Annotated in this window: 19 protein-coding genes and 1 tRNA gene; 9 read left to right on the top strand and 11 right to left on the bottom strand. The window is 67.5% G+C overall.

The genetic code is table 11. The features are described from left to right. Positions 1-97 precede the first annotated feature (97 nt). The 6 genes from J1C47_RS02595 to pdhA form a co-directional block, all read right to left on the bottom strand. Complete coding sequence (locus J1C47_RS02595) at positions 98-745, bottom strand: SGNH/GDSL hydrolase family protein (protein WP_207349168.1); 648 nt, start codon at positions 743-745, stop codon at positions 98-100. A gap of 10 nt (positions 746-755) precedes the next feature. Continuing rightward, entirely contained in the window at positions 756-2,198 is a 1,443-nt protein-coding gene (locus J1C47_RS02590; protein WP_207349167.1) for a pyruvate dehydrogenase complex dihydrolipoamide acetyltransferase, read from the bottom strand. A 21-nt stretch (positions 2,199-2,219) separates the two neighbouring features. Next, on the bottom strand, positions 2,220-2,837 hold the full coding sequence (locus J1C47_RS02585) for a Uma2 family endonuclease (RefSeq protein WP_207349166.1): 618 nt from the start codon (positions 2,835-2,837) through the stop codon (positions 2,220-2,222). A 14-nt stretch (positions 2,838-2,851) separates the two neighbouring features. Further along, complete coding sequence (locus J1C47_RS02580; RefSeq protein WP_207349165.1) at positions 2,852-3,355, bottom strand: SRPBCC family protein; 504 nt, start codon at positions 3,353-3,355, stop codon at positions 2,852-2,854. Between the two features lie 23 nt (positions 3,356-3,378). Then, complete coding sequence (locus J1C47_RS02575) at positions 3,379-4,851, bottom strand: pyruvate dehydrogenase complex E1 component subunit beta (RefSeq protein WP_207349164.1); 1,473 nt, start codon at positions 4,849-4,851, stop codon at positions 3,379-3,381. A 177-nt stretch (positions 4,852-5,028) separates the two neighbouring features. Continuing rightward, the gene (gene pdhA, locus J1C47_RS02570; RefSeq protein ID WP_207349163.1) at positions 5,029-6,138 is read right to left on the bottom strand and encodes a pyruvate dehydrogenase (acetyl-transferring) E1 component subunit alpha; all 1,110 of its coding nucleotides are present in this window, start codon (positions 6,136-6,138) and stop codon (positions 5,029-5,031) included. A 719-nt stretch (positions 6,139-6,857) separates the two neighbouring features. Between pdhA and J1C47_RS02565 the strand changes: the two genes are divergently transcribed. Then, positions 6,858-6,934: transfer RNA gene (locus J1C47_RS02565), tRNA-Met, on the top strand. 553 nt (positions 6,935-7,487) lie between these two features. On the opposite strand, the gene dnaK is transcribed toward J1C47_RS02565, so the two are convergent. Beyond that, positions 7,488-9,419 (bottom strand): molecular chaperone DnaK, encoded by a 1,932-nt coding sequence (dnaK, locus tag J1C47_RS02560; RefSeq protein ID WP_207349162.1) that lies wholly within the window; start codon positions 9,417-9,419, stop codon positions 7,488-7,490. A 578-nt stretch (positions 9,420-9,997) separates the two neighbouring features. After that, positions 9,998-12,253 carry a transglycosylase domain-containing protein gene (locus J1C47_RS02555; protein ID WP_207349161.1) on the bottom strand — a complete coding sequence of 752 codons (2,256 nt, stop codon included), beginning with the start codon at positions 12,251-12,253 and terminating at the stop codon, positions 9,998-10,000. Between the two features lie 392 nt (positions 12,254-12,645). Here J1C47_RS02555 and J1C47_RS02550 point away from each other — a divergent pair, with 392 nt between their 5' ends. Beyond that, entirely contained in the window at positions 12,646-13,443 is a 798-nt protein-coding gene (locus J1C47_RS02550; RefSeq protein ID WP_207349160.1) for an SDR family NAD(P)-dependent oxidoreductase, read from the top strand. 67 nt (positions 13,444-13,510) lie between these two features. Here the strand turns inward: J1C47_RS02550 and J1C47_RS02545 are convergent, their stop codons facing one another. Both J1C47_RS02545 and J1C47_RS02540 read right to left on the bottom strand, forming a co-directional pair. After that, on the bottom strand, positions 13,511-14,329 hold the full coding sequence (locus J1C47_RS02545) for an alpha/beta fold hydrolase (RefSeq protein WP_207349159.1): 819 nt from the start codon (positions 14,327-14,329) through the stop codon (positions 13,511-13,513). Between the two features lie 150 nt (positions 14,330-14,479). Beyond that, positions 14,480-15,310 (bottom strand): MipA/OmpV family protein, encoded by an 831-nt coding sequence (locus J1C47_RS02540; RefSeq protein ID WP_207349158.1) that lies wholly within the window; start codon positions 15,308-15,310, stop codon positions 14,480-14,482. A gap of 281 nt (positions 15,311-15,591) precedes the next feature. Between J1C47_RS02540 and J1C47_RS02535 the strand changes: the two genes are divergently transcribed. The 4 genes from J1C47_RS02535 (at position 15,592) to J1C47_RS02520 (ending at position 19,595) form a co-directional block, all read left to right on the top strand. Further along, positions 15,592-17,847 carry a tetratricopeptide repeat protein gene (locus tag J1C47_RS02535; RefSeq protein ID WP_207349157.1) on the top strand — a complete coding sequence of 752 codons (2,256 nt, stop codon included), beginning with the start codon at positions 15,592-15,594 and terminating at the stop codon, positions 17,845-17,847. A 388-nt stretch (positions 17,848-18,235) separates the two neighbouring features. Next, positions 18,236-18,991 carry a lipoyl(octanoyl) transferase LipB gene (lipB, locus tag J1C47_RS02530; RefSeq protein ID WP_245396321.1) on the top strand — a complete coding sequence of 252 codons (756 nt, stop codon included), beginning with the start codon at positions 18,236-18,238 and terminating at the stop codon, positions 18,989-18,991. A 31-nt stretch (positions 18,992-19,022) separates the two neighbouring features. Next, complete coding sequence (locus tag J1C47_RS02525; RefSeq protein ID WP_207349155.1) at positions 19,023-19,343, top strand: hypothetical protein; 321 nt, start codon at positions 19,023-19,025, stop codon at positions 19,341-19,343. A gap of 3 nt (positions 19,344-19,346) precedes the next feature. Further along, a complete protein-coding gene (locus J1C47_RS02520; RefSeq protein ID WP_207349154.1) occupies positions 19,347-19,595 on the top strand; it encodes a hypothetical protein in 249 nt (82 codons plus the stop codon). Positions 19,596-19,602: 7 nt separating this feature from the next. Here the strand turns inward: J1C47_RS02520 and J1C47_RS02515 are convergent, their stop codons facing one another. Further along, positions 19,603-19,881, bottom strand: a complete 279-nt coding sequence (locus J1C47_RS02515; RefSeq protein ID WP_207349153.1) for an acylphosphatase — start codon at positions 19,879-19,881, stop codon at positions 19,603-19,605. 182 nt (positions 19,882-20,063) lie between these two features. Between J1C47_RS02515 and J1C47_RS02510 the strand changes: the two genes are divergently transcribed. From J1C47_RS02510 to J1C47_RS02500, 3 genes are all read left to right on the top strand, one after another. Continuing rightward, positions 20,064-20,510, top strand: a complete 447-nt coding sequence (locus J1C47_RS02510; protein WP_207349152.1) for a YaiI/YqxD family protein — start codon at positions 20,064-20,066, stop codon at positions 20,508-20,510. Between the two features lie 125 nt (positions 20,511-20,635). Further along, positions 20,636-21,484, top strand: coding sequence for a cytochrome b/b6 domain-containing protein (locus tag J1C47_RS02505; protein WP_207349151.1), 849 nt, complete (start codon positions 20,636-20,638; stop codon positions 21,482-21,484). Then, positions 21,481-22,263 carry a molybdopterin-dependent oxidoreductase gene (locus tag J1C47_RS02500; RefSeq protein ID WP_207349150.1) on the top strand — a complete coding sequence of 261 codons (783 nt, stop codon included), beginning with the start codon at positions 21,481-21,483 and terminating at the stop codon, positions 22,261-22,263. The genes J1C47_RS02505 and J1C47_RS02500 overlap by 4 nt, the downstream gene beginning before the upstream one ends. Positions 22,264-22,363: the final 100 nt, after the last annotated feature.

Here is a 22,363-nt window from a genome sequence, read left to right as displayed (position 1 = left end):
TCGTCTGGTTGCTTTTTGTCGAAGATGAGTGATGGGCGGCGCGCCGCCCGCGCCTCAAACGATCCGTGTGCGCGGCACAGAGGCAGCGGCGGCATCGTCAGGCTTCGGCGGCCAGAAGGCTGCGGATCGGCTCGACCAGCGCCTCGCCGAGCGCCCGCGTGTGTTCCGCCGTCAGGTGGACGCCGTCGAGCGGCGTCGTCTCACAGACCTCGGAGGCGTCGAACATCGCACATTTGTATTCCTCGGCGACCTTGGTGACCGCCGAGCGGAAATGCTGGCTCTCCTCCACCGCATGGCCGAAGAGCAGAGCGAAATCCGGCTCCATCGTCTCGCAGAACATCGGCGGGGCGACGAGCAACAGCTTCGGCGGCTGGTAGCCGCGCTGATAGGGAAAGGTCTGGACGATCTCGACCAGACGTTCGAGGCCCTGCCGGCTTTCGAACACGCGCCCGCCGCCGGTGTGGCGCTTCAGGTCGTTGGTGCCGAGCATGATGACGACGAGGTCGAGCGGCTGGTGGCTGGCGAGCACCGTCGGCAGGATGCGCGCGCCGTTGCGGTCTGCGAACACCATCTCGTCGTCGAAGACGGTCGTGCGGCCGTTGAGCGCCTCGGAGATCACCCGGACGTCGTGCCCGAGCTTCTTGGCGACGACGTTCGGCCAGCGGTCGAAGAATTCGTGCCGGAGGCCGGTCTCGGGATTGTAGCCCCATGTGAGCGAGTCGCCATAGGCGAGGACGGTCTTCATCGAGGCGCCCTCAGACCAGCATCGACATCGGATTTTCGATCAGCTGCTTGAAGGCCGAGAGCAGCTCGGCGCCGAGCGCACCGTCGACCGCCCGGTGGTCGGTGGAGAGCGTCGCGGTCATCACCGTCGCGACGGTGACGGCGCCGCCCTTCACCACCGCCCGCTGCTCCCCGGCGCCGACGGCGAGGATCGTCGCATGCGGCGGGTTGATGACGGCGGAAAAGTCCTTGATGCCGAACATGCCGAGATTGGAGACCGCGGACGTGCCGCCCTGATACTCCTCGGGCTTCAGCTTGCGCGAGCGCGCCCGCTTGGCGAGGTCCTTCATCTCGTTGGAGATCGCCGACAGCGTCTTTTCCTCGGCGCGGCGGATGATCGGCGTGATCAGCCCGCCCTCGATCGAGACGGCGACGCCGACGTCGGCATGCTTGTGGACGAGCATCGCGCCTTCGGTCCAGGAGGCGTTGGCCATCGGCACGGCCTTCAGCGCCAGCGCATGGGCCTTGATGATCATGTCGTTGACCGACAGCTTGTAGGCCGGCCGGTCGCCGCCGTCCGTCTTGGTCACCGGGGCGGCGTCGTTGAGCTGCTTGCGCAGGGCGAGCAGCGCGTCGATCTCGCAGTCGAGGGTCAGGTAGAAATGCGGGACGGTCTGCTTCGCCTCGACCAGCCGCTTGGCGATGGTCTTGCGCATGCCGTCATGCGGGATCTTCTCGTAGGAGCCCTCGGCAAACAGCTTGAGGATCTGCTCGTCGCTGGCGCCCTTGGCGACGGGCGCCGCCGCGGCACCGCCGGCGGGGGCGGCCTGAGGCGCCTTCTCGGCGGGCTTTTCGGCCGGCTTCCCGGCGCCGCCGTCCTTCTTTGCCGTCTCGACGTCGGCCTTGACGACCCGGCCGTGCGGGCCGGAACCGGCGATCGCGGCAAGATCGATGCCGGCTTCCTTGGCGAGACGCCGGGCAAGCGGCGAGGCGAAGACGCGCCCGCCCTTGCCGTCGCTCGGTGCTGCGCCTTCCTTCGCGGCGCCGTTCGCGCCGTTTGCCGCCGCGCCCCCCGTGGCGCGACTGTCGCCGCGCATTTCCGGCGTCTTCGCCGCTTCCTTCGATCCCGTCGTCGCGGCATCGGCCTTCGGATCCGGCGTCATCGCGCCGCCTTTGCCGTCGCCGCCGGAGGCCTTGCCGCCACCGCCGCTCGCCGCCTCGGAAACGTCCTCGCCCTCGGCCGCGAGGACGGCGATCACCTCGTTGACCTTGACGCCCTCGGTGCCGGCCGGAACGACGATCTTCGCCAGCGTGCCCTCGTCGACCGCCTCGACCTCCATCGTCGCCTTGTCGGTCTCGATCTCGGCGATGATGTCGCCGGCGGAGACGGTGTCGCCTTCCTTGATCAGCCACTTGGCGAGATTGCCCTCCTCCATCGTCGGAGACAGAGCGGGCATGGTCACGTTGATCGGCATCTGGGCGTCTCCGAAGGCATCTTACTGCGCGTTTTGAGTGTCGTCTGGGTTGGAGGCGGCTGGATTGAGCGGCCAGAGAATGGTCAGAGGGAATGAGATGGCGTCGAAGGGCGCGGCTTTGACTTCGACGTGGTTGTCGAAAGTCGGGCCGACGACCCACCGGCCGTCGGCGAGAGCGAAGGTTTCGAGAAGCTCGGCACGCGGGTCGAGAATCCACATGTGGGTCACGCCGGCCTCGGCATAGATGCGGCGCTTGGCGCCCCTGTCGTGGCGCTCGGTCGAGGGCGAAAGGACTTCGCAGACCCAGTCGGGCGCAGTTTCGATAAAGGCCTTGTTGAACGACGGCAGACGCTCCCGCCGCCAAGCCGCAATGTCTGGGACCACAACGTCGTCTTCGAAATGCAATTCCGGCTCGCCGAGAAAGACCCAGCCGCCCGGGCCGGAACGCCCGCGCTGGAATGCGTCGCCCAGCTCAGTGCCGAGAGCCGATGACGCCGCAGCATGCTTCGGCGCAGGCCGCGGATGGGTGACCAGTTCGCCGTCGATGATCTCGGCCGCGAGGAGCGGGTCGACCGCCTCGAGGTCGGCATAGGTCGCGGGCCGATGGCGAGTGTCGGAGAACGCTTCGGCGGTGGACATCGCGGCTCCTTCCCTCAATGCCGGCCGTTTCCGGTCGATACAGGCGTCTCTCCCTCGTCATGGACCAGATCCTCGGCGAAGGCGGCGAGATTGTCGAGATGACGCTCCCACCCGCCCTGGTGATCGAGAAGATAGGTCGCCCGGTCGGGCTCCGCCGCCTGCTCCCAGCCCTGATGCTCGATAGTGAACCGGGTCCCGCCCGCGATGGGCGCGAGGGTCACGGAGACGACGGTGTCGAACTCCCAGTCCTCGTCGGCCCACACCATGACCAGCCCTTCCGGCGGATGAAACGCCGTCACCTCGGCCCGGGTCCGGCGCGCGCGCCCCGAGGGGTCCGTCCAGGGCTCGGTGAAGCGGCCGCCGGGCTTCGCCTCGAATTCAAGGTTGTCGCGCCACCAGATCCTGAAGCAGGACGGATCGGTCAGGCAGCGCCAGACGTGCTCGCGGGGCCGACGCACGTCCTTCGTCAGGATCAGCGTCCCCTCGAGGCTCTGCTCTGCCGCGGCCCGAAGCGTCATCGCGGGTGAACCCTCCCCCTCGTTCAGTCCCGGTAGGTCACGGCCTTCACCGCGTCGATCACTTCCTTGACCGAGGGCAGTGCCAGCTTCTCGAGATTGGCGGCATAGGGCATCGGCACGTCCTTGCCGGCGACCTTGAGGACCGGGGCGTCGAGATGGTCGAAGGCGCGGACCATGATCTCCGAGGCGATGTGGGCGCCGACGGAGCTCTGCGGGAAGCCCTCCTCGACGGTGACGCAGCGGTTGGTCTTCTTCACCGAGCGGATGACGGTGTCGAGGTCCATCGGGCGGATGGTGCGAAGGTCGATCACCTCGGCCTCGATGCCTTCCTTGGCGAGTTCCTCGGCGGCCTTGACCGCATAGGTCATGCCGATGCCGAAGGAGACGATGGTGACGTCGGTGCCCTTGCGGTGGATGCGCGCCTTGCCGATCGGCACGGTCCAGTCGTCGAGCTTGGGGATCTCGAAGGAGTGGCCGTAGAGGATCTCGTTTTCGAGGAAGATCACCGGGTTGGGATCGCGGATCGCCGACTTGAGCAGGCCCTTGGCGTCGGCCGCGGTGAAGGGCTGCACCACCTTCAGCCCCGGCACGTGGCTGTACCACGCGGCATAATCCTGGCTGTGCTGGGCGGCGACGCGGGCGGCGGCCCCGTTCGGCCCGCGGAAGACGATCGGGCAGCCCATCTGGCCGCCCGCCATATAGAGGGTCTTCGCCGCCGAATTGATGATCTGGTCGATCGCCTGCATGGCGAAGTTGAAGGTCATGAACTCGACGATCGGCTTCAGCCCGCCGAAGGCGGCGCCGACGCCGAGGCCGGCGAAGCCGTGCTCGGTGATCGGCGTGTCGACGACGCGCCGCGCGCCGAACTCGTCGAGCAGACCTTGCGTGATCTTGTAGGCGCCCTGGTACTCGGCGACCTCCTCGCCCATGACGAAGACCATCTCGTCGCGGCGCATCTCCTCGGCCATGGCGTCGCGCAGCGCCTCGCGTACCGTCACGGACACCATCTCGGTGCCCTCGGGGATCTCCTGCGCCAGCGCGCCCTCGGCATCGTCCGGATCCGGATGGGTCTTGCCTTCGGCGGGAACGCGGCGGGCCGACATGTCCTCGACGGCGTTGCCGCCGGCGGGCTCGCTCGCCTTCGCCGACTGCTTCTCGTCGCTCTCGCGGGTCGCCGAGGTGTCCTCGGCGGCCGAGGCCGTGGCACCGCGCGACGCGCCGCCGGCGCCGCTCTCCAGCGCGCTCTCGTCCTCGCCCTCGGCAAGGAGCAGCGCGATCGGCGTGTTGACCTTGACGCCCTCGGAGCCCTCGTCGACCAAAATCTTGCCGAGCGTCCCCTCGTCGACGGCCTCCACCTCCATGGTGGCCTTGTCGGTCTCGATCTCGGCGATCACGTCACCGGCCGCGACGCTGTCGCCGACCTGCTTCACCCACTTGGCGAGCGTCCCCTCCTCCATGGTCGGGGACAGCGCCGGCATCAGGATTTCGGTCGGCATGAAGGTGTTTCCTCCTGAAGGTCAGGCCTGTTTTCGGGGCTCTTCGGCGGGCGGCATCGCCGTGTCCCGCAGCCGGCCCGTTGAGACTTCAGACACGCGGCGCGGTCATTCGCGCCGACACCGGACGCCGGCAGACCCGGCGCCGGAACGCTTTATCGACCGCCCGCGGCCCGCCGGCTACTCCGCGGCCTGCGGCACCGCCTCGGCATAGATGTCGGTCCACAGTTCCGACACGTCCGGCTCGGGGTCGTTCTGGGCGAAGTCGGCGGCGTCGGCAACGACGTCGCGCACCTCCTTGTCGACGGCCTTGACGTCGTCCTCGGACATGCCGTGGTCGGAGACGAGGCGCTTCTTCACCTGCTCGATCGGATCGGATTCCGAGCGCATCTTCTGCACCTCGTCGCGGGTCCGGTATTTCGCCGGGTCGGACATCGAGTGGCCGCGATAGCGATAGGTCATCATTTCGAGAATGATCGGGCCGTCGCCGGACCGGCAGTGCTCGGCCGCGAGATCGCCCGCCGCCTTCACCGCCCTGACGTCCATGCCGTCGACCTGGAAGCCGGGAATCTTGAACGAGACGCCGCGGTGGGAGAAGTTGGTCTCGGCCGAGGCGCGGCTCACCGAGGTGCCCATGGCGTAGCGGTTGTTCTCGATGACGTAGACGACGGGCAGCTTCCACAGCGAGGCCATGTTGAAGCTCTCGTAGACCTGCCCCTGATTGGCCGCGCCGTCGCCGAAATAGGTGATCGCGATGGCGTCGGTGCCGTTGTACTTGTTGGAGAAGGCGAGCCCGGTGCCGATCGGCACCTGGGCGCCGACGATGCCGTGCCCGCCGAAGAACTTCTTCTCCTTGGAGAACATGTGCATCGAGCCGCCCTTGCCCTTGGAATAGCCCGAGCGCCGGCCGGTGAGCTCGGCCATCACGCCGCGCGCCTCCATGCCGGTGGCCAGCATGTGGCCGTGGTCGCGATAGCCGGTGACGACCTCGTCGCCCTCCTTCATCGCCATCTGCATACCGACGACGACGGCCTCCTGGCCGATATAGAGGTGGCAGAAGCCGCCGATGAAGCCCATGCCGTAGAGCTGACCGGCCTTTTCCTCGAAGCGGCGAATGAGCAGCATGTCGCGATAGGCGCGGACGTCCTCGTCGCGGGAGAACTTCGCCGGCGCCGGGGCGTCGAAATGTTCGAGCGTCTTGACGATCTCGTGGGCCGAACCCGCCTTGGCCGTCCCGCCCTTTTCGGTGGAGGGCGCACCGGCCCCCGACTTTCTCGATCTCGCCGCCATTGTCGCTCCCTTGACCCGCGATGGAGAGGTTCCAGGTCTTTCGTTGGGAAGCAAGTATATTGGAGCCCCACCTCCCTTCAAGCGCATTTGAACGTTTAACCGGCGATCAGTTCAATCGGCATGATCCTGCCCCTTCAATCGGACGTCGGTTAAATCGGCGGGGCCGGCCCGCTGCGCTGCCGGGTCGTGTGGCCGCAGGGGCAGCGGGAGCAGACCCGCATGCTCCGCGTCGGGTGAGTGCTTCGCCACCCGGCGGCGGGCCGAAAGGCTCCACTGTGAGACCCGGTGATTCCCGTGCCGCGCGGCGACGGCTGTGACGCAGAAGAGCCGGGGCGACGCTCCGGCCATCTCGTCCCGTCCGAGGGCGTGACCGCCGAGCGCCGCCGCCACTTACAGCCCGTCCGGGAAGTCCCCGGTTGAGGATTGGGGCGAGATTTTCGTCGTCTCGCCAGGCGCCGAACGCAGTCGATGCCGGCGGAATCGGCGAGGATCGGCAACGACGCGAGGGGCGAAAAGCGCCGCCAAGCCGACCCGAGTGACTTTCCGGACGTGCTCTTAAAGGCGATCGCTCCGGGACGAGCTCATGGCAGTCGCTCGAAGAGTGGCGCGTGCCATCGAAAACGCTCCGAGCGATTGCCCGTCAGACGACGCGAAGGCCATTGACAGGCGCGGCGCCGGCTTCGTATATCGCCGCGTCGCCCGATGCTGCGCGGCGCGGCGGCGGAGTAGCTCAGTTGGTTAGAGCAGCGGAATCATAATCCGCGTGTCGGGGGTTCAAGTCCCTCCTCCGCTACCAAATTTCCCTTTGTCCGGCATGGAGACACAGGTCAGCTGACGCCCGCAGCACATGGGAGTCGGCCTTCCGGCGAAGGACGTGCCGAGCACCGGCAGTTCCCCTCCATGCGGCGCCCCCTTGCCCTGCATCTCGGCCTCGCGTTCAGAGGTCAGGGAACTCCGCTGAGCGCAGATATACGCCCCGCGTCGTTGCGATGGCATACCCGGCATTGCCCGTCGCCAGCGGTTCGCCTCGCCTCCCGCCAAATTCAGCGATTGCCACCCAAAACCGGCTCGCGCGTGCAGCCACACGCAGCGCCATGGGAACGAGCAGGCGGCCGACGCTCCGCAAGAGGCTCCCAAGCGGTCGTGACGTCGCCAGCAATGGCGGCCCACACCAACCAGCAACCACCCACCGCCGAACGCCGACCACCAACCACCGACTGCCGACCGCCGACCGCCGACCGCCGACCGCTGCGCATGCCCAACCAGACTCCCGACGCAAAAAAAGCCCCGGTGCTCGTCGCACCGGGGCTTTCGTCTTCTCAGGCTGCCGGCCGGTGGCCGGAGAGAGGTCAGGCCGACTTCTTGCGCTGCTCGTCGTCGACTTCCTCGTAGTCGGCATCGACGACGTCGTCCTTGCCCGCACCCGAGCTGCCGGCCGCGGCTTCGTCGCCGTCCTCGCCCTCGCTCGCCTGGGCCGCCTCGTACATCGCCTGGCCGAGCTTCATCGAGGCCTGGGCGAGCGTGTCGCTCTTCGCCTTGATCGCGTCGGCCTCGGCGTCGTCCTTCTCGAGCTCGGCCTTCAGATCGTCGATCGCCGAACGGATGGCGCCGCGGTCGGCCTCGGAGACCTTGTCGCCATAGTCGGCCAGCGACTTCTCGGCCGAATGGACGAGGCTCTCCGCCTGGTTCCGTGCCTCGACGGCCGCTCGGCGCTTCTTGTCGGTCTCGGCATTCGCCTCGGCGTCCTTGACCATCTTCTCGATGTCGGCATCCGACAGGCCGCCCGAAGCCTGGATGGTGATCCGCTGCTCCTTGTTGGTGCCCTTGTCCTTGGCCGAGACGTTGACGATGCCGTTGGCGTCGATGTCGAAGGTCACCTCGATCTGCGGCACGCCGCGCGGTGCCGGCGGAATGCCCTCGAGGTTGAACCGGCCGAGCAGCTTGTTGTCGGCCGCCATCTCGCGCTCGCCCTGATAGACCTGGATGGTCACGGCGTTCTGGTTGTCCTCGGCGGTCGAGAAGACCTGGCTCTTCTTGGTCGGGATCGTGGTGTTGCGGTCGATCAGCCGGGTGAACACGCCGCCCAGCGTCTCGATGCCGAGCGACAGCGGCGTGACGTCGAGCAAGAGCACGTCCTTGACGTCGCCCTGCAGCACGCCGGCCTGGATCGCCGCGCCCATGGCCACGACCTCGTCCGGATTGACGCCCTTGTGCGGCTCCTTGCCGAAGAAGTTCTTCACCGTCTCCTGGATCTTCGGCATGCGGGTCATGCCGCCGACGAGCACCACCTCGTCGATGTCCGACTGCGACAGGCCGGCATCCTTCAGCGCCGCCTTCATCGGCTCGACCGTGCGCTGCACCAGGTCATCGACCAACGCCTCGAACTTCGAGCGCGTCAGCTTGATGTTCAGATGCTTCGGCCCGGTCTGGTCGGCGGTGATGAAGGGCAGGTTGATCTCGGTCTGGGCCGCGGAGGACAGTTCGATCTTGGCCTTCTCGGCCGCCTCCTTGAGGCGCTGAAGCGCGAGCTTGTCGTTCTTCAGGTCGATGCCCTGATCCTTCTTGAACTCGGTCGCCAGATAGTCGACGAGCCGCATGTCGAAGTCCTCGCCGCCGAGGAAGGTGTCGCCGTTCGTCGACTTCACCTCGAAGACGCCGTCGCCGATCTCCAGCACCGACACGTCGAAGGTGCCGCCGCCGAGGTCGTAGACCGCGATGGTCTTGCCGTCGTTCTTCTCGAGGCCGTAGGCGAGCGCCGCGGCGGTGGGCTCGTTGATGATGCGCAGCACCTCGAGGCCGGCGATCTTGCCGGCGTCCTTGGTGGCCTGGCGCTGGGCGTCGTTGAAATAGGCGGGAACGGTGATGACGGCCTTGTCGACCTTCTCGCCGAGATAGGCCTCGGCGGTCTCCTTCATCTTCTGAAGGACCATGGCGGAGATCTGCGAGGGGGAATACTTGTCGCTGCCGGCCTTGACCCAGGCGTCGCCGTTGTCGGCCTTGACGATGTCGTAGGGCACGAGGCCCTTGTCCTTGGCCACGGTCGGATCATCGTAGCGGCGGCCGATCAGGCGCTTGACCGCGAAGAGGGTGTTGGTCGGGTTGGTGACCGCCTGGCGCTTCGCCGGCTGGCCGACCAGACGCTCGCCGTCGTCGTTGAACGCCACCATCGACGGCGTCGTGCGCGCGCCCTCGGAATTCTCGATGACCTTGGCGTTCTTGCCGTCCATGACGGCGACGCAGGAATTGGTCGTGCCGAGGTCGATACCGATAACCTTCGCCATGTTCATTTCTCTCCTTGTTACAGCGAGCCGCCCGGGACCCTCGTCGAGGCATTCCCGCTGGGCGACCCCCACGTGGCGTCTTCGAAATTGCAAAGGACGTGCCGGATCCGAAAGCAGTGCTTCCCGCCCGGACGGTGATGGCGGCTATATATGAACGGCTCCAAACCGACGCAAGGCGCGCCTTGACGCTTTCGTGAGCAGGCCGGCGGCGGAGCGCCGCGACGCCCGGCGGTGCGCGGTCCGGCCGAAAATCGGGGAGACCGAGGGAACCGAAGGCCCGCCCCGTGCGCTAGGCGAGGGTGCGGGCCGGTCAAGGCCACGCCGTATGCCTGCCCGAACCTGCCCGAGGGAGAAGACCCATGAACAGCATCATCTATCTCGTCGGCCTCGTGGTCGTCGTCGTCGTCGTCCTGTCGCTCCTCGGCGTCGTCTGAGCCGCGACCGTCAGGCGACGAAATGAGCAAGGCGGCGCGCTCTTTCCGGAACGCGCCGCCTTGCTCATCCTTCCCGCACCACCCGCCCCGCCGACCGCGCGGAAGCAGCGGCGCTGCCGCCGGCCAGGGGCCGCGTGAGGCGCCCTATCCTCCGAAGATCTTGCGGAACAGGCTGCGGTCGTCCTCGCGGCGCCGCGGCGAGACCCGTTCCTCGACGACGACGCCGGCAGGCGGCGCCCCGTCGTAGATCATCCTCTGCCGCCCGTCGGCCCGGCCCTGCCCGTCCTGCGGGACGCCGTCTTCACGGGGCAGTTCGGTGTCGTAATATTCCTCGCCGTTGCCATCGGCGACGAGCGGCGCCTGCGGCTCACCGATCTTGTAGTCCCCCGGCAGCGGCACGTTCGGCGTGCCCTCGAGCGCTACCGACATGTACTGGTGCCAGGCCTCGGCCGGCAGCGAACCGCCGGTGACGCGCTTCATCTTGGCGCCGTTGTCGTTGCCGAGCCAGACGCCGGTGACGAGTTCCGCCGTGTAGCCGACGAACCAGGCGTCCTTGAAGTCCTGGGTCGTGCCGGTCTTACCGGCGGCGTCGAAGCCGTCGAGAGCGGCCTTGCGGCCGGTGCCGGAACTCACCACCCGCCGCAGCATGGCGTTCATCATCGCCATCATGTCTTCGGAGAGCACTTTCGGCGGCACCTCGGCCCCCCGCTCCCAGAGCACCTTGCCGTCCTCGGTGGTGATCTTATTGACGAGATGCGGCGACGCCTCGTAGCCGCCATTGGCGAAGGGCGCGAAGGCGCTGGTCAGTTCGAGCAGCGAGACCTCGGACGTTCCGAGCGCGATCGACGGATTGTCGACGATGTCGGACTTGATGCCGAGCCGGTGGGCGGTGTCGATCACCGCCTTGGTGCCGACATTGTCGATCAGCTTGGCGGCGACGGTGTTCAGCGAGAAGCGCAGGGCATCGGCGACCATCACCGGGCCGCGATAGGTATTCTCGTAGTTCGACGGCCGCCAGTTGCCGATCTGGACCGGCCCGTCGACGATGATGCTCTCCGGCCGCCAGCCGTGTTCGAGGGCGGTCTCGTAGACGAATGGCTTGAAGGTCGAGCCGGGCTGGCGCTTGGCGTCGACGGCGCGGTTGAACTGGCTCTCGGCATAGTCGCGGCCGCCGACCAGCGCCCGGATCGCCCCGGTGCCGTCGAGGGAGACCAGCGCGCCCTGGGAAACGTTCTGCTTGGATCCGTCGACGGTCTGCCGGATGGCCTTTTCGGCGGCATTTTCCAGCGGCATCTCGATGGTGGTCTCGACGATCACGTCCTGCTTGACCTCGCCGATCAGGTCCTTGATGTCGCGCATCACGATGTCGGCGGCGTATTGCTGGGCGCCGTCCCAGTAGCTCTTGGCCTTGACCGGCTTCTGGGCGACCGCGTCGGCATATTCCTGCCGGGTGATCTTGCCCTCGTCGCGCATCGCCGCGAGCACCACCTCGGCGCGCTCCTTGGCGGCCTCCGGATCGCGGGCGGGAGAGAGCCGCGACGGCGCCTTGAGGAGGCCTGCGAGGGTCGCGGCCTCGGACAGGGTGACGTCGCTTGCCGACTTGTTGAAGTAGCGGCGCGCCGCCGCCTCGACGCCCGTCGCGCCCGAGCCGAAATAGACCCGGTTGAGATACATGTCGAGGATCTGATCCTTGGTGAACTTGTGCTCCAGCCAGACGGCGAGGATCGCTTCCTGGATCTTGCGCTGGATGGTCTGTTCGGGATCGAGAAAGATGTTCTTGGCGAGCTGCTGGGTCAGCGTCGAGCCGCCCTGCACGGTGCTGCCGGCCTCCCAGTTGGTCATGAACGCCCGGACGATGCCGATCGGATCGACGCCCCAGTGGTCGTAGAAGCGCCGGTCCTCGATGGCGACGACCGCTTCGGGAATGTAGGGGCTCATCTCGTCGAGCGAGACCGCCTTGCCGCCGGTCAGGCCGCGATTGGCGAGAAGGTCGCCGTCGACCGAGACGATCTTGACGTTGGGCGGACGGGCCGGGATCTCCCAGGCCTCCTGCGGCAGCTTGACGGCGAAGTAGCCGATGACGGCGGCGACCGCGAGGCCGCCCCACAGCGCACCGGCAAGGCCGAGGCGGAACAGATGGCCGAAAAAGCTCCGCCGGCGCCGCTTGCGGGGTCCGCCGCCGTCGCCGCCCGAGCCGCCGCGGCGCGATCCCGCCCGGCCGCCGCTTCCGCCGCCGCCGGCTTTCGTCCGGGCCGGCGCGGATTTTGCCGCGGGCTTGCGCTTGCGATCGTTCGCCGCCGTCGGGACGGCGCGATCGTCCGGGCTGATCGTCAGCCCGTCCTCACCCGTCCCCTCGTCACGATCGAAGCTCGGTTCGATCCGCTCGCGCCGTGCCGCCATACGCAGCCTCTCATCCACCTCGAGGGCGACGCGACGGCGCGCCTTCGGCACGCCCGATCCCCCTTCCGTCTTCCCCATCGCCGCGGCCGATCACGGGCGGCGGCGTTCCGCGGCAGCCCGATCGACCCTTCTTCCAGTAACCACGCGTCTGACCGCATCCGGGCACCCGTCCCCACGGGTCCCGAGGCCATGGCGAATGCCTCGGCCCGCCGGAATCGGCAGGGTCGCTTGTCCATCGTAATTGCGGCGATTTAACGGGGCTTTAAGCAATGCGGCCGGCCGGAAAGCGGCTGCGAACGGACCGTCGTGCCGGCCCGGCCCTTCACCTGCGAGCGATGCTCCTAAGTGGCGCTCCAGAGCATTGCGCAACCGAACGAGCGAGACGTCCAACGATGCAGATCGACCTTTCCGACAAGACCGCCCTCGTCACCGGATCCAGCGGCGGCATCGGTCTCGCCTCCGCCAAGGGCCTCGCCCGGGCCGGAGCCCGCGTCGTCGTCAACGGCCGCGACGCCGAACGGGTGGAAGCCGCGATCCGCGCCGTCCTCGACGCGGCGCCGCGCTCCGACGTTTCCGGGATCGCCGCGGACCTTTCCGCAGCCGACGGCTGCGACACGCTGCTGCGGGCGCTCCCCGAGACCGACATCCTCGTCAACAATGTCGGCATCTTCGGGCCGAAGCCGTTTTTCGAAATCGACGACGCCACTTGGGAGCGCTTCTTCCAGCTGAACGTCATGTCGGGCGTCAGGCTGTCGCGGGCCTATCTGCCGGAAATGATGAAGCGGGGCTGGGGCCGCGTGGTGTTCATCTCGTCGGAATCGGCTCTGAACATTCCCGCCGACATGATCCATTACGGCTTCACCAAGACCGCTCTCCTGTCGCTTTCGCGCGGCCTCGCCAAGCTCGCGGCCGGCACCGGCGTCACCGTCAACTCCGTCCTGCCCGGCCCGACGATGTCGGAGGGGGTCAGGGAGATGCTGAAGGACATGGCCGAGGAGAAGGGCGTCTCGATCGAGGAGGCCGGCGAGATGTTCGTGAAGTCCGAACGCCCGAGCTCGGTGCTCGGCCGGCCGGCCACCGTCGAGGAGGTGGCGAACATGATCGTCTATGCCTGCTCGAAGGAGGCCTCGGCGACGAGCGGCGGCGCGCTGCGCGTCGACGGCGGGGTTGTCGATTCGATCGTGCCCTGAGGCAGGCGAAACGGCCGGGTCTCGCGGGCCCGGTCGCTCGCTCATCTGAGAGCCGCACCTGCCGGCGTCACCTGGCGAAATCGACGAGGTCGCGCACCAGCCGGTCCTGCTCGGTGTAGTGCAAGCCGTGCGGCGCGCCGTCATAGGCGACGAGCTCGGAGCTGCGGATCATACCCGCCGCCCGCTTGCCCGAAATGTCGAAGGGCACCGTCGAATCCGAGGTCCCGTGGACGACGAGCGTCGGAACCTCGAACGACCCCATGTCGGCCCTGAAGTCCGTACGACCGAAGGCGTCGACACATTTGATGGTGGCCCGCAGCGAAGCCTGCAGGGCCATCTGCTTGGTCCATTCGAGATAGGCCGAGGAGACCGACCAGTCGAGCATGCCGACGCCGTAGAACTGCTTGCCGAAGGTTTCGAGGAAGCCCGGCCGGTCCTTCTTCAATTCGTCGACGAAGCCGTCGAAGGTCGCGGGCGGAACGCCGTCGGGATTGCTGTCGTCCTTGAGGAGATAGGGCGTGACGGCCGAGACCAGCGCCGCGTGGGTCACCTGCCTGCCGCCATGGCGGGACATGTAGCGGGCGACCTCGCCGCCGCCCATGGAAAAGCCGACCAGCGTCACGTCGGAGAGGCCGAGCCCGTCGATCACGGCGGCAAGATCGTCCGACAGCGTGTCGTAGTCGTAGCCGGCGCCCGGCTGGCCGGACCGGCCGAAGCCGCGGCGATCGTAGGCGACGACGCGGAAGCCGTGCTCGACGAGTTCGTTCGCCACATGGTCCCACATGTCGGCATTGAGCGGCCAGCCATGGACGAGGACGAAGGGCCGCCCCTCGCCCCAGTCCTTGGCGAAGATCTCGACGCCGTCCTTGGTCTCGATGACGGGCATTGCGGAGCCCTCCTTCGTTTCAGGGAAGTCGGACCGACAACGCGCCAGAAGCTCCGCCGTTCACTTCACGCATGAAGCTTTCGGCAAAGACGGGGCGGCCGCTCGCCGACCGGCGATGCCCGCAGCCTGAAACCGGACGGAAACGAAGGATCAGAAAAGATCGAGGGAGAAGCGCTTCGAGACGCCGAGGGTGAAGGAATACTGGTCCTTGTCGCCGGCCTTGACGATCGGCGAGTCGGCCGCGTCGCCGACCAGCCGGTCCCACGAGGCGTCGGCGTTGAGGAACCAGTCGGGGCTGAACTCGTAGCGCGCCGAGGCCGCGACGCCGACCGTGCGGAAGCCGCCGCCGGCGTCGTAGGCCTGGAACTTGCCGCCGCTGGCGATCTCTTCCGCGGCCGAGACGGAGAAGTAGTCGTCCATGTAGCCCTTCGAGGCGAAGCTCACCGTCGGCCCGAGCTTCAGGGTGACGGTGTCGGTCGGCCGGGCGATGAGATTCGCCCCGGCATTGCCGACGAAGCCCTCGGCGCCGCCGAAGGCATAGCGGGCCTCGCCGTAGACCTCGGCATATTGCCACTCGTAGGAGACCTTGATGCCGGCCTCGTAGGTGGCGTCGACGTCGTCGAGGCCGCTCAGCTCGGGATGGTCGGAGGACTTGCGGGCGCCGACATAGTTGAAGGACGGGCCGATCGACAGGCCGAGGCCGTCCGGGCCGCCGAAGGAGCCGATGCCCGGCAGGTTGAGATATTCGACCGAGAAGATCGCGCCCGGCACCACGCGGTAGTCGTTCGAGCCGAGGAATTCCGGCTCGACGACGCCCTTGATCCCGAGTTCGAAGACGAGGTCGTCGTCGCCGTAGTCGAAGCTGGCAGGCTGCGGAGCGGCCGGCGCCGGATCATAGGGACCGACGACATCGGCCGCGCCCGCCAGGGCGGTCGAAGCAAAGAGCGCGGCGACGACCACCGAGGCGAAGCGCAAAGCCATGAACTGATACTCCAGCCGTTCTGCATGCCTCGTTCTGATTGGCCCGGAGCGTCGCCGATGGGCGCGCCCCGTCGGACATGCTGGGCAAGGACATGCCGGAGGTGTCGAATGAGCGCAATTCACACAGAGGGTGAAAAGCGACATCGGCGGCGTCATTCGGACCGGGCGTTGCAGGAGGGTGACAGGCGGTTGCGAGCGCGGCGCAAGGGCGAAGCCTGCATGTCGTTGCGGAAGCGGTCGCCGTCGGCCACAATCAGCGGGCGCGGGACCGGGGAGATCCGATGCGAAGCGAAGTCTGCGAGAAGATGTCCACCTTCTGCACGGCGCTGTTCGGCGTCGCGACGGCGACCAGCCTCGGCGTCGGGACGGGTCTCCTCGGCCTCGGGGCGACGGCCCTGGCGATACCCATCGTCGTCTCGAAGCTGCGGGCCGCCGGCGCAAGGCCCGAGCCGCATCCGACGATGGTCCGTCTCGAACGGGCGCTGGTTCAAAACTTCGATGCCTGGGCGAGGACCGGCGACATCTCCCCGGATGCCGTCGCACCGATGGAAGCCGCCCTTGCCGCCGTTTTGCCAAAACTCAGCCCTTCGCCCGAACTGGTGATCCGCACCGGGCGGGACTCGATGAAGCTCGCCCGGCTGGTCGTTACGGAGGCGGCCCGGCTGCAGCCCGGCGACTTTGCCGAAAGCGCCGATCCGCAACACGGCGTGAACCGCCGCGCCCTCGTAGGGCTCCTCCTCGCCGCGATCGGCGAACTCGACGGCAAGGCGGATTTCGAGAACGTCGTGATGCCGTGGTTCCAGCGGGAGGTGCTGAGCGATCTCAAGAAGCTGGGATCGGGGCAGAAAGCGATCCAGGCCGATGTCGCAGGGCTTCACGACCGTCTCGACGCTCTGCCGCAGAAGCTGGCTGAGGAAATCCTGAAGCTTCTTCCGAGAGCGGAGACGGAGGCCGCAGCAAAGGCCGGCATCCCGGAGGCGACGATCGTCGAACTCGCCCGGCGGATTGCGGCGGACGTCACCGACGGCGACCGGGCGCTTCGGGAACTCGAACGCGCCGTCGCGATTGCCATCGAGGTGCAGGAGGATGCCGCCCGCGGCAGCAACACCGGTGCATTCGTCGACGAGGTGCTGCGGCGCATGGCGGCCCTGTCCGCCGAGGGCCGATATGACGAGGCCTCGTCCGAAGCCGATCGTGCCTTTGCCGACTGGCAAGCGGCGGAGGAAGAGCGTCGCCAGGAAGCCTCGGCACGCGGCATCCGCATTCTTCGAGCCGGCGTCCGGTCCGACATGCTGCGACGCGATGCCCGGTCGGTGGCGCAGCGGTTCGCCGAAATTCTCGACCTCGAAACCAATGAGCCCAATCGTTTCGAGGCACTGCGACGACTTCAGGACGAGTGGTACGTGCGGGGCCGCGATCAGGGCCTCAACCTCGACTTGGAGGTGTCGATCGAGCTTGCCCGTATCGCTCTCGCCCGCGCCGTGAACCCGGATCAGCGTGGCGCGGTGCTGAACGATTTTGCGATTTCGCTTCAAGAGCTCGGCCAGCGCGAGACCGGCACCCGGCGCCTGGAGGAGGCCGTCGCCGCCTATCGCGCCGCCCTCGAAGAATACACCCGCGAGCGTGCCCCGCTCGACTGGGCCGCGACGCACAACAATCTCGGCACCGCCCTGCAAACCCTCGGCGAGCGCGAGACCGGCACCGCGCGGCTGGAAGAGGCCGTCGTCGCCTATCGCGCCGCCCTCGAAGAACGGACCCGCGAGCGCGTCCCCCTCGACTGGGCCGTGACACAGAACAACCTCGGCAACGCCCTTCGCGCCCTCGGCGAACGCGAGACCGGCACCGCGCGCCTGGAGGAGGCCGTCGCCGCCTATCGCGCCGCTCTCGAAGAACGAACCCGCGAGCGCGTGCCCCTCGGCTGGGCCATGACACAGAACAATCTCGGCATCGCCCTTAAGGCCCTCGGCCAGCGCGAGACCGGCACCGGGCGCCTGGAAGAGGCCGTCACCGCCTATCACGCCGCCCTCGAAGAGCGAACCCGCGAGCGCGTCCCCCTCGACTGGGCTATGACACAGAACAATCTCGGCAACGCCCTTCAAGCCCTCGGCGAACGCGAGACCGGCACGGGGCGCCTGGAAGAGGCCGTTGTCGCCTATCGCGCCGCCCTCGAAGAATACACCCGCGACCGCGTCCCTCTCGACTGGGCCGCCACTCAGAACAATCTCGGCGCCGCCCTGCAAACCCTCGGCGCGCGCGAGACCGGCACCTTGCGCCTGGAAGAGGCCGTCGCCGCCTATCGCGCCGCCCTCGAAGAACGGACCCGCGAGCGCGTGCCGTTTCTCTGTGCGCAGACACGGGAAAACATGGCGATCGCGTACCTGGTGACATTCGACAAGACCGGCGACCGCGATCATCTCGACGCGGCGCTCGAAGCCGTCGCCGACGCTCTCGGCGTCTACCGCGAGGCGCGGTCGGACTTCTTTGTCGAAAAGGCCGAGCGCCTGCGCGCCGCCATCCTGTCGCGGACGGAAAACTGAGGCCGAAAAAGAAGAAGGGCGCGGCGATCCCCCGATAGCCGCACCCTTCCAGCAGTCCCCCGCTCCTCTTGCGAGGTTCGGTCATCCCCACACCGCAAGCTGGCCTATCGCATGATCGTGACCAAAAATCGATCACGTCTCGCGACACCGTGGCTTTTTCGGTGTCCCCTATGCCGCTCAAATTAGCGGCGATCCGTTAAGACGACGTTAATGGACCAACCGACTTGCGCGAAGCTGACCGGCCGGCGGCCGCAAGAAGGCGGCGCCGCACCGTCGCCGGAACGCGGCGACGTGACGCCGTCCGTCCTCCGGCCCCCTGAACGCCGAACCCGTTGCCGCCGCAGGCATGCCCGTTCCGCTCGGCGCCCGCGGTCGCTATATCGCGGGGATGGACAGTCCGATCGCCCCCTCCCCGCGGCTCGATGCCGCGACGACGCGCTTTCTCGCAACCCCCGGCAGCCCGCCGGTCGAATGGCTGACCCTCGACGGGCTGACGGACTACGAAACCGCGCTTGCCGCGATGGAAGCACGTGCGGCGGCGATTGCCGACGGCAGCGCGCCGGAAGCCGTTCTCTGTCTCGAGCACCCGCCGCTCTATACGGCCGGCACCGGCGCGAAGGCGGACGATCTTCTCGACAGCCGGTTTCCGGTCTTTGCGGCGGGGCGCGGCGGCCAGTACACCTATCACGGCCCCGGCCAGCGGGTCGCCTATGTGATGCTCGACCTCAGGCGGCGCCGCCAGGACGTCAGGGCCTTCGTCGCGGCGCTGGAAGCCTGGATCATCGCCACCCTCGCCGATTTCCAGGTGACCGGCGAACGGCGCGAGGACCGGGTGGGGGTGTGGGTGCGGCGCCCGGAGCGGCCGGCGGCGCCGGACGGATCGGTCGCCGAGGACAAGATCGCGGCGATCGGCATCAGGGTGCGGCGCTGGGTGACATTCCACGGCATATCGCTCAACGTCGATCCCGACCTGTCGCATTTTTCCGGCATCGTGCCCTGCGGCATCCGCGGCCATGGCGTGACCAGCCTCGGAGATCTCGGCATCCTCGTCTCGCTGCCCGAGGTTGACGGCCTCTTGAGGAAGAACTTCGAGGCGGTGTTCGGGGAAACACGGGAATTTGCTGAAAGCACAACCCTCGGCTAAGAGGGTGGCTGCGGCGTGCTCGGAGGAAGTCGTGGCCGAACATTTGCTCAAGCTCGTGCTCGCACATATGTACAGCTACGTCTTGTTGGGCGCCGTGATGCTGTTCGTGCTCGATCGAAACAAAGGGCGGGAACCGTTCTCCGTTTTCAAGGCCATCAATATCGATGCCCGCCGTCCACTCGTGCTCGTTCTCGATATTCTGTTCTCGTGTGCGCTTGGCGGACTGGTGGTTTATCTTCTGACTGATCCGCAGACGGTCCGGCAAGCCATCGTAACCGGGCTCGGCACGACGGGTATCCTGTCGACGCTCGGCAAAGCGCCTCTGGCCGACGGTGCAGACAAGGAGGGATGAACGATGTCCGATCGCTCTTCGACGAAGACCATCACGAACATCGTTGCCGTCGTGTCGATCGGCCTCCCGCTTCTGCTTCCAGGCTCCGGGGTTTTCGACGACATGCTGAACCACCCGGCCGTTCACGGCGGGTCGCTGGCGTTGGCCATCGACTACGGGAAGATGCTTTTCCCTCTCCTCGCGATCGCCGTGACCCTCGCCCTGTTTTACGTCGCTCGCAGTCGTGAACGCCATCGCTCCGATCGCTGGTGACCCTAGCTCATTCCGTCGGCCACACCTCGAAGTCGCCTTCGTATGCCTCGACTTCGCCGACCACCACGACGTCCTTGACGCTGCTGCAGGGCGGCCCCTTTGCGGCCGCCTCGAGCATCGCGTCGACCGCCGCGTCGTCGCCGGTGAACACCGCCTCCACCGCGCCGGAGCGGCAGTTGCGCACCCAGCCCGACAGGCCGAGCCGCCGCGCCTCCTCCTCGGTCCATGCGCGGTAGCCGACCCCCTGGACCCGGCCGGTGATCTCGACGTGGAGGCTCTTCGTCATCGGCTTTCGTCCCGCTGGTTTCTCGTCCAGTATCGTCCGATATCGGCGCTCGGCAAGGCCGGCATGCCCGTCCGTCCGTCGCCTCGCGCCGGGAGGCGGACCGGCCGTGCCCCTGCCGGAGCCCGACGTCGCCCGTCGTTGGGGCCGGAACGCCGCGTCGCGAAGGATACGGAACGAAGCTGATGGTCACACTCTACGTGGATGCCGACGCCTGCCCGGTGAAGGACGAGGCGATCGAAGTCGCCGGCCGCCGGAGCGCCGCAGTGATCCTCGTCTCGAACGGCGGCATCCGGCCGTCCCGCTATCCGGAGGCCCGGGTGGTCGTCGTGCCCGACGGGCCGGACGTCGCGGACGACTGGATCGTCGAGCGTTGCGCGGCCGGCGACGTGGTGATCACCGCCGACATCCCGCTGGCCTCGCGGGCGCTCGAAAAAGGCGCCATGGCGCTCGGCCCGACGGGCCGCGAATTCGACGGCGAGAGCATCGGCGCCGCGCTCTCGATGCGGGCGTTCAACGCGCATCTGCGCGAGACCGGCGAATCGCGCGGCTTCAACGCCGCGTTCACGGCCGCCGACCGCTCCCGCTTCCTGCAGGCCCTCGACCGGGTCCTGACCCGGAGCGCGCGCTGACCTCCCATCACGATCGGGAGAGGGCCTGAAACCGCGCCGCCCGCCCCGGCGAATACGGCACAGTCGGAGCGGACGGTTCGGCGCAGACGCGCGTCGAACGAAGACGATCCAACGGAGGACTTGGGATGACGACGGCCAGCGAAGTCGAGACCGCGACCAACGAGGCGCCACGCGAGCGCGGCAGGCTCGTCTACCGCCAGAGGCTGGCGACGCGGATCACCCACTGGCTCTGGGCGGTGACGCTGTTCTTCATGCTGCTCTCGGGCCTGCAGATCTTCATGGCGCGGCCCGATCTCTACATCGGCCAGCAGTCCGGCTTCGGCTTCGACAATGCCGTCCTGTCCATCGGCGCCCGCAAGGTCGGCGGCGAGGTGCAGGGGGTGACGACGCTGTTCGGGACGAGCTACGACACGACCGGCTGGCTCGGCCGGGTCGCTGAGGGCGACCGCTTCGCCAACAAGAGTTTCCCGGGCTGGCTGACCATTCCCGGCTATCGCGATCTCGCGACCGGCCGGGTGGTGCACTTCTTCTTCGCCTGGGTGCTCGTCGCGACGCTCCTCGCGTGGCTGGCGGCAAGCCTTGCCAACGGCCACCTGCGCGAACTCCTCCCGACCGGCCGGGACGTCAGGCATCTGCCGCGCGACGTCGCGGACCACCTGCGGCTGCGCTTTGCCCATGACGGCCGCTACAACGTCCTGCAGAAGCTTTCCTATGCGGGCGTGCTCTTCGTCGCCATGCCGCTGATCGTCCTGACCGGGCTCACCATGTCGCCCGGCGCCGTCGCCAAGCTGCCGTTCCTGCTCGACCTCTTCGGCGGCCGGCAGACCGCCCGCACGATCCACTTCCTCGTGATGTTCGCCCTCGTCCTGTTCTTCATCGTCCACGTTCTGATGGTCGTCCTCGCCGGCCCGCTCAACGAGCTGCGGTCGATGATCACCGGCTGGTACCGCACCGACCCGGAGCATCGCCCGTGACCCGCCTTGCCCTGTCCCGCCGCCGCTTCCTGACCGGCGCCACCCTCGCCTCGGCCGGCACCCTCTCGGGCTGCTTCGACCCGCTCGGCAACCGCGATTCCTCGGTCCGCGGCGTCCTCGAAACGGCGAACTCGCTGACCTATCGCGTCCAGCGCATGCTGCTCGGCAGCGACGATCTCGCCCGCGAATATTCCGAGAGCGAGATCCGCCAGCCGCAGCGGCCGAACGGCTCGACCGACCCGCGCGACGGCGACTACCGGCAGATGGCCGGGGAAAACTTCGCGTCCTATCGCCTGAAGATCGGCGGTCTGGTCGATGCGCCGCTCGAGGTGTCGCTCGACGAATTGCGCGCCATGCCCGCGCGCACCCAGATCACCCGGCACGACTGCGTCGAGGGCTGGAGTTGCATCGCCAAGTGGACCGGCGTGCCGCTCGCCGGCCTCATCGACCAGGTCCGGCCGAAGACGTCCGCCCGCTTCGTCGTGTTCGAATGCTTCGACACGATGGAGAATGGCTTTACGGGACCGATCAAATACTACGAATCGATCGACCTCCACGACGCCCGACATCCCCAGACGATCCTAGCCTACGGCCTCAACGGCGCGCCTCTGCCGGTCTCGAACGGCGCCCCGCTCAGGGTCCGGGTCGAGCGCCAGCTGGGCTACAAAATGGCCAAATACATCCGCTCGCTGACGCTCACCGACGACCTCGCCGCCTATGGCGACGGCAACGGCGGATATTGGGAAGACCGAGGTTACGAATGGTTCGCCGGCATATGATATAGCAACTTTGGTGGGAATTTCTTTGTTGTTAGAAGAATCAGTCCGCTTCTTGGCGGATTAAATAAATCTTATCGAACGTATGCTTTCCTGATCGGGA

It is taken from the genome of Jiella sonneratiae, from assembly GCF_017353515.1.
GTDB lineage: Bacteria > Pseudomonadota > Alphaproteobacteria > Rhizobiales > Rhizobiaceae > Jiella > Jiella sonneratiae.
Note: the sequence above shows the minus strand (reverse complement) of the source record. Positions and strands in the feature narration are given on the sequence as shown.

What these genes read in the sequence shown, in the direction of transcription:
- J1C47_RS02595 (WP_207349168.1), bottom strand. Translation starts at nt 745, where the DNA reads ATGAAGACCGTCCTCGCCTATGGCGACTCGCTCACATGGGGCTACAAT.
- J1C47_RS02590 (WP_207349167.1), bottom strand. Translation starts at nt 2,198, where the DNA reads ATGCCGATCAACGTGACCATGCCCGCTCTGTCTCCGACGATGGAGGAG.
- J1C47_RS02585 (WP_207349166.1), bottom strand. Translation starts at nt 2,837, where the DNA reads ATGTCCACCGCCGAAGCGTTCTCCGACACTCGCCATCGGCCCGCGACC.
- J1C47_RS02580 (WP_207349165.1), bottom strand. Translation starts at nt 3,355, where the DNA reads ATGACGCTTCGGGCCGCGGCAGAGCAGAGCCTCGAGGGGACGCTGATC.
- J1C47_RS02575 (WP_207349164.1), bottom strand. Translation starts at nt 4,851, where the DNA reads ATGCCGACCGAAATCCTGATGCCGGCGCTGTCCCCGACCATGGAGGAG.
- pdhA (WP_207349163.1), bottom strand. Translation starts at nt 6,138, where the DNA reads ATGGCGGCGAGATCGAGAAAGTCGGGGGCCGGTGCGCCCTCCACCGAA.
- dnaK (WP_207349162.1), bottom strand. Translation starts at nt 9,419, where the DNA reads ATGGCGAAGGTTATCGGTATCGACCTCGGCACGACCAATTCCTGCGTC.
- J1C47_RS02555 (WP_207349161.1), bottom strand. Translation starts at nt 12,253, where the DNA reads ATGGCGGCACGGCGCGAGCGGATCGAACCGAGCTTCGATCGTGACGAG.
- J1C47_RS02550 (WP_207349160.1), top strand. Translation starts at nt 12,646, where the DNA reads ATGCAGATCGACCTTTCCGACAAGACCGCCCTCGTCACCGGATCCAGC.
- J1C47_RS02545 (WP_207349159.1), bottom strand. Translation starts at nt 14,329, where the DNA reads ATGCCCGTCATCGAGACCAAGGACGGCGTCGAGATCTTCGCCAAGGAC.
- J1C47_RS02540 (WP_207349158.1), bottom strand. Translation starts at nt 15,310, where the DNA reads ATGGCTTTGCGCTTCGCCTCGGTGGTCGTCGCCGCGCTCTTTGCTTCG.
- J1C47_RS02535 (WP_207349157.1), top strand. Translation starts at nt 15,592, where the DNA reads ATGCGAAGCGAAGTCTGCGAGAAGATGTCCACCTTCTGCACGGCGCTG.
- lipB (WP_245396321.1), top strand. Translation starts at nt 18,236, where the DNA reads ATGGACAGTCCGATCGCCCCCTCCCCGCGGCTCGATGCCGCGACGACG.
- J1C47_RS02520 (WP_207349154.1), top strand. Translation starts at nt 19,347, where the DNA reads ATGTCCGATCGCTCTTCGACGAAGACCATCACGAACATCGTTGCCGTC.
- J1C47_RS02515 (WP_207349153.1), bottom strand. Translation starts at nt 19,881, where the DNA reads ATGACGAAGAGCCTCCACGTCGAGATCACCGGCCGGGTCCAGGGGGTC.
- J1C47_RS02510 (WP_207349152.1), top strand. Translation starts at nt 20,064, where the DNA reads ATGGTCACACTCTACGTGGATGCCGACGCCTGCCCGGTGAAGGACGAG.
- J1C47_RS02505 (WP_207349151.1), top strand. Translation starts at nt 20,636, where the DNA reads ATGACGACGGCCAGCGAAGTCGAGACCGCGACCAACGAGGCGCCACGC.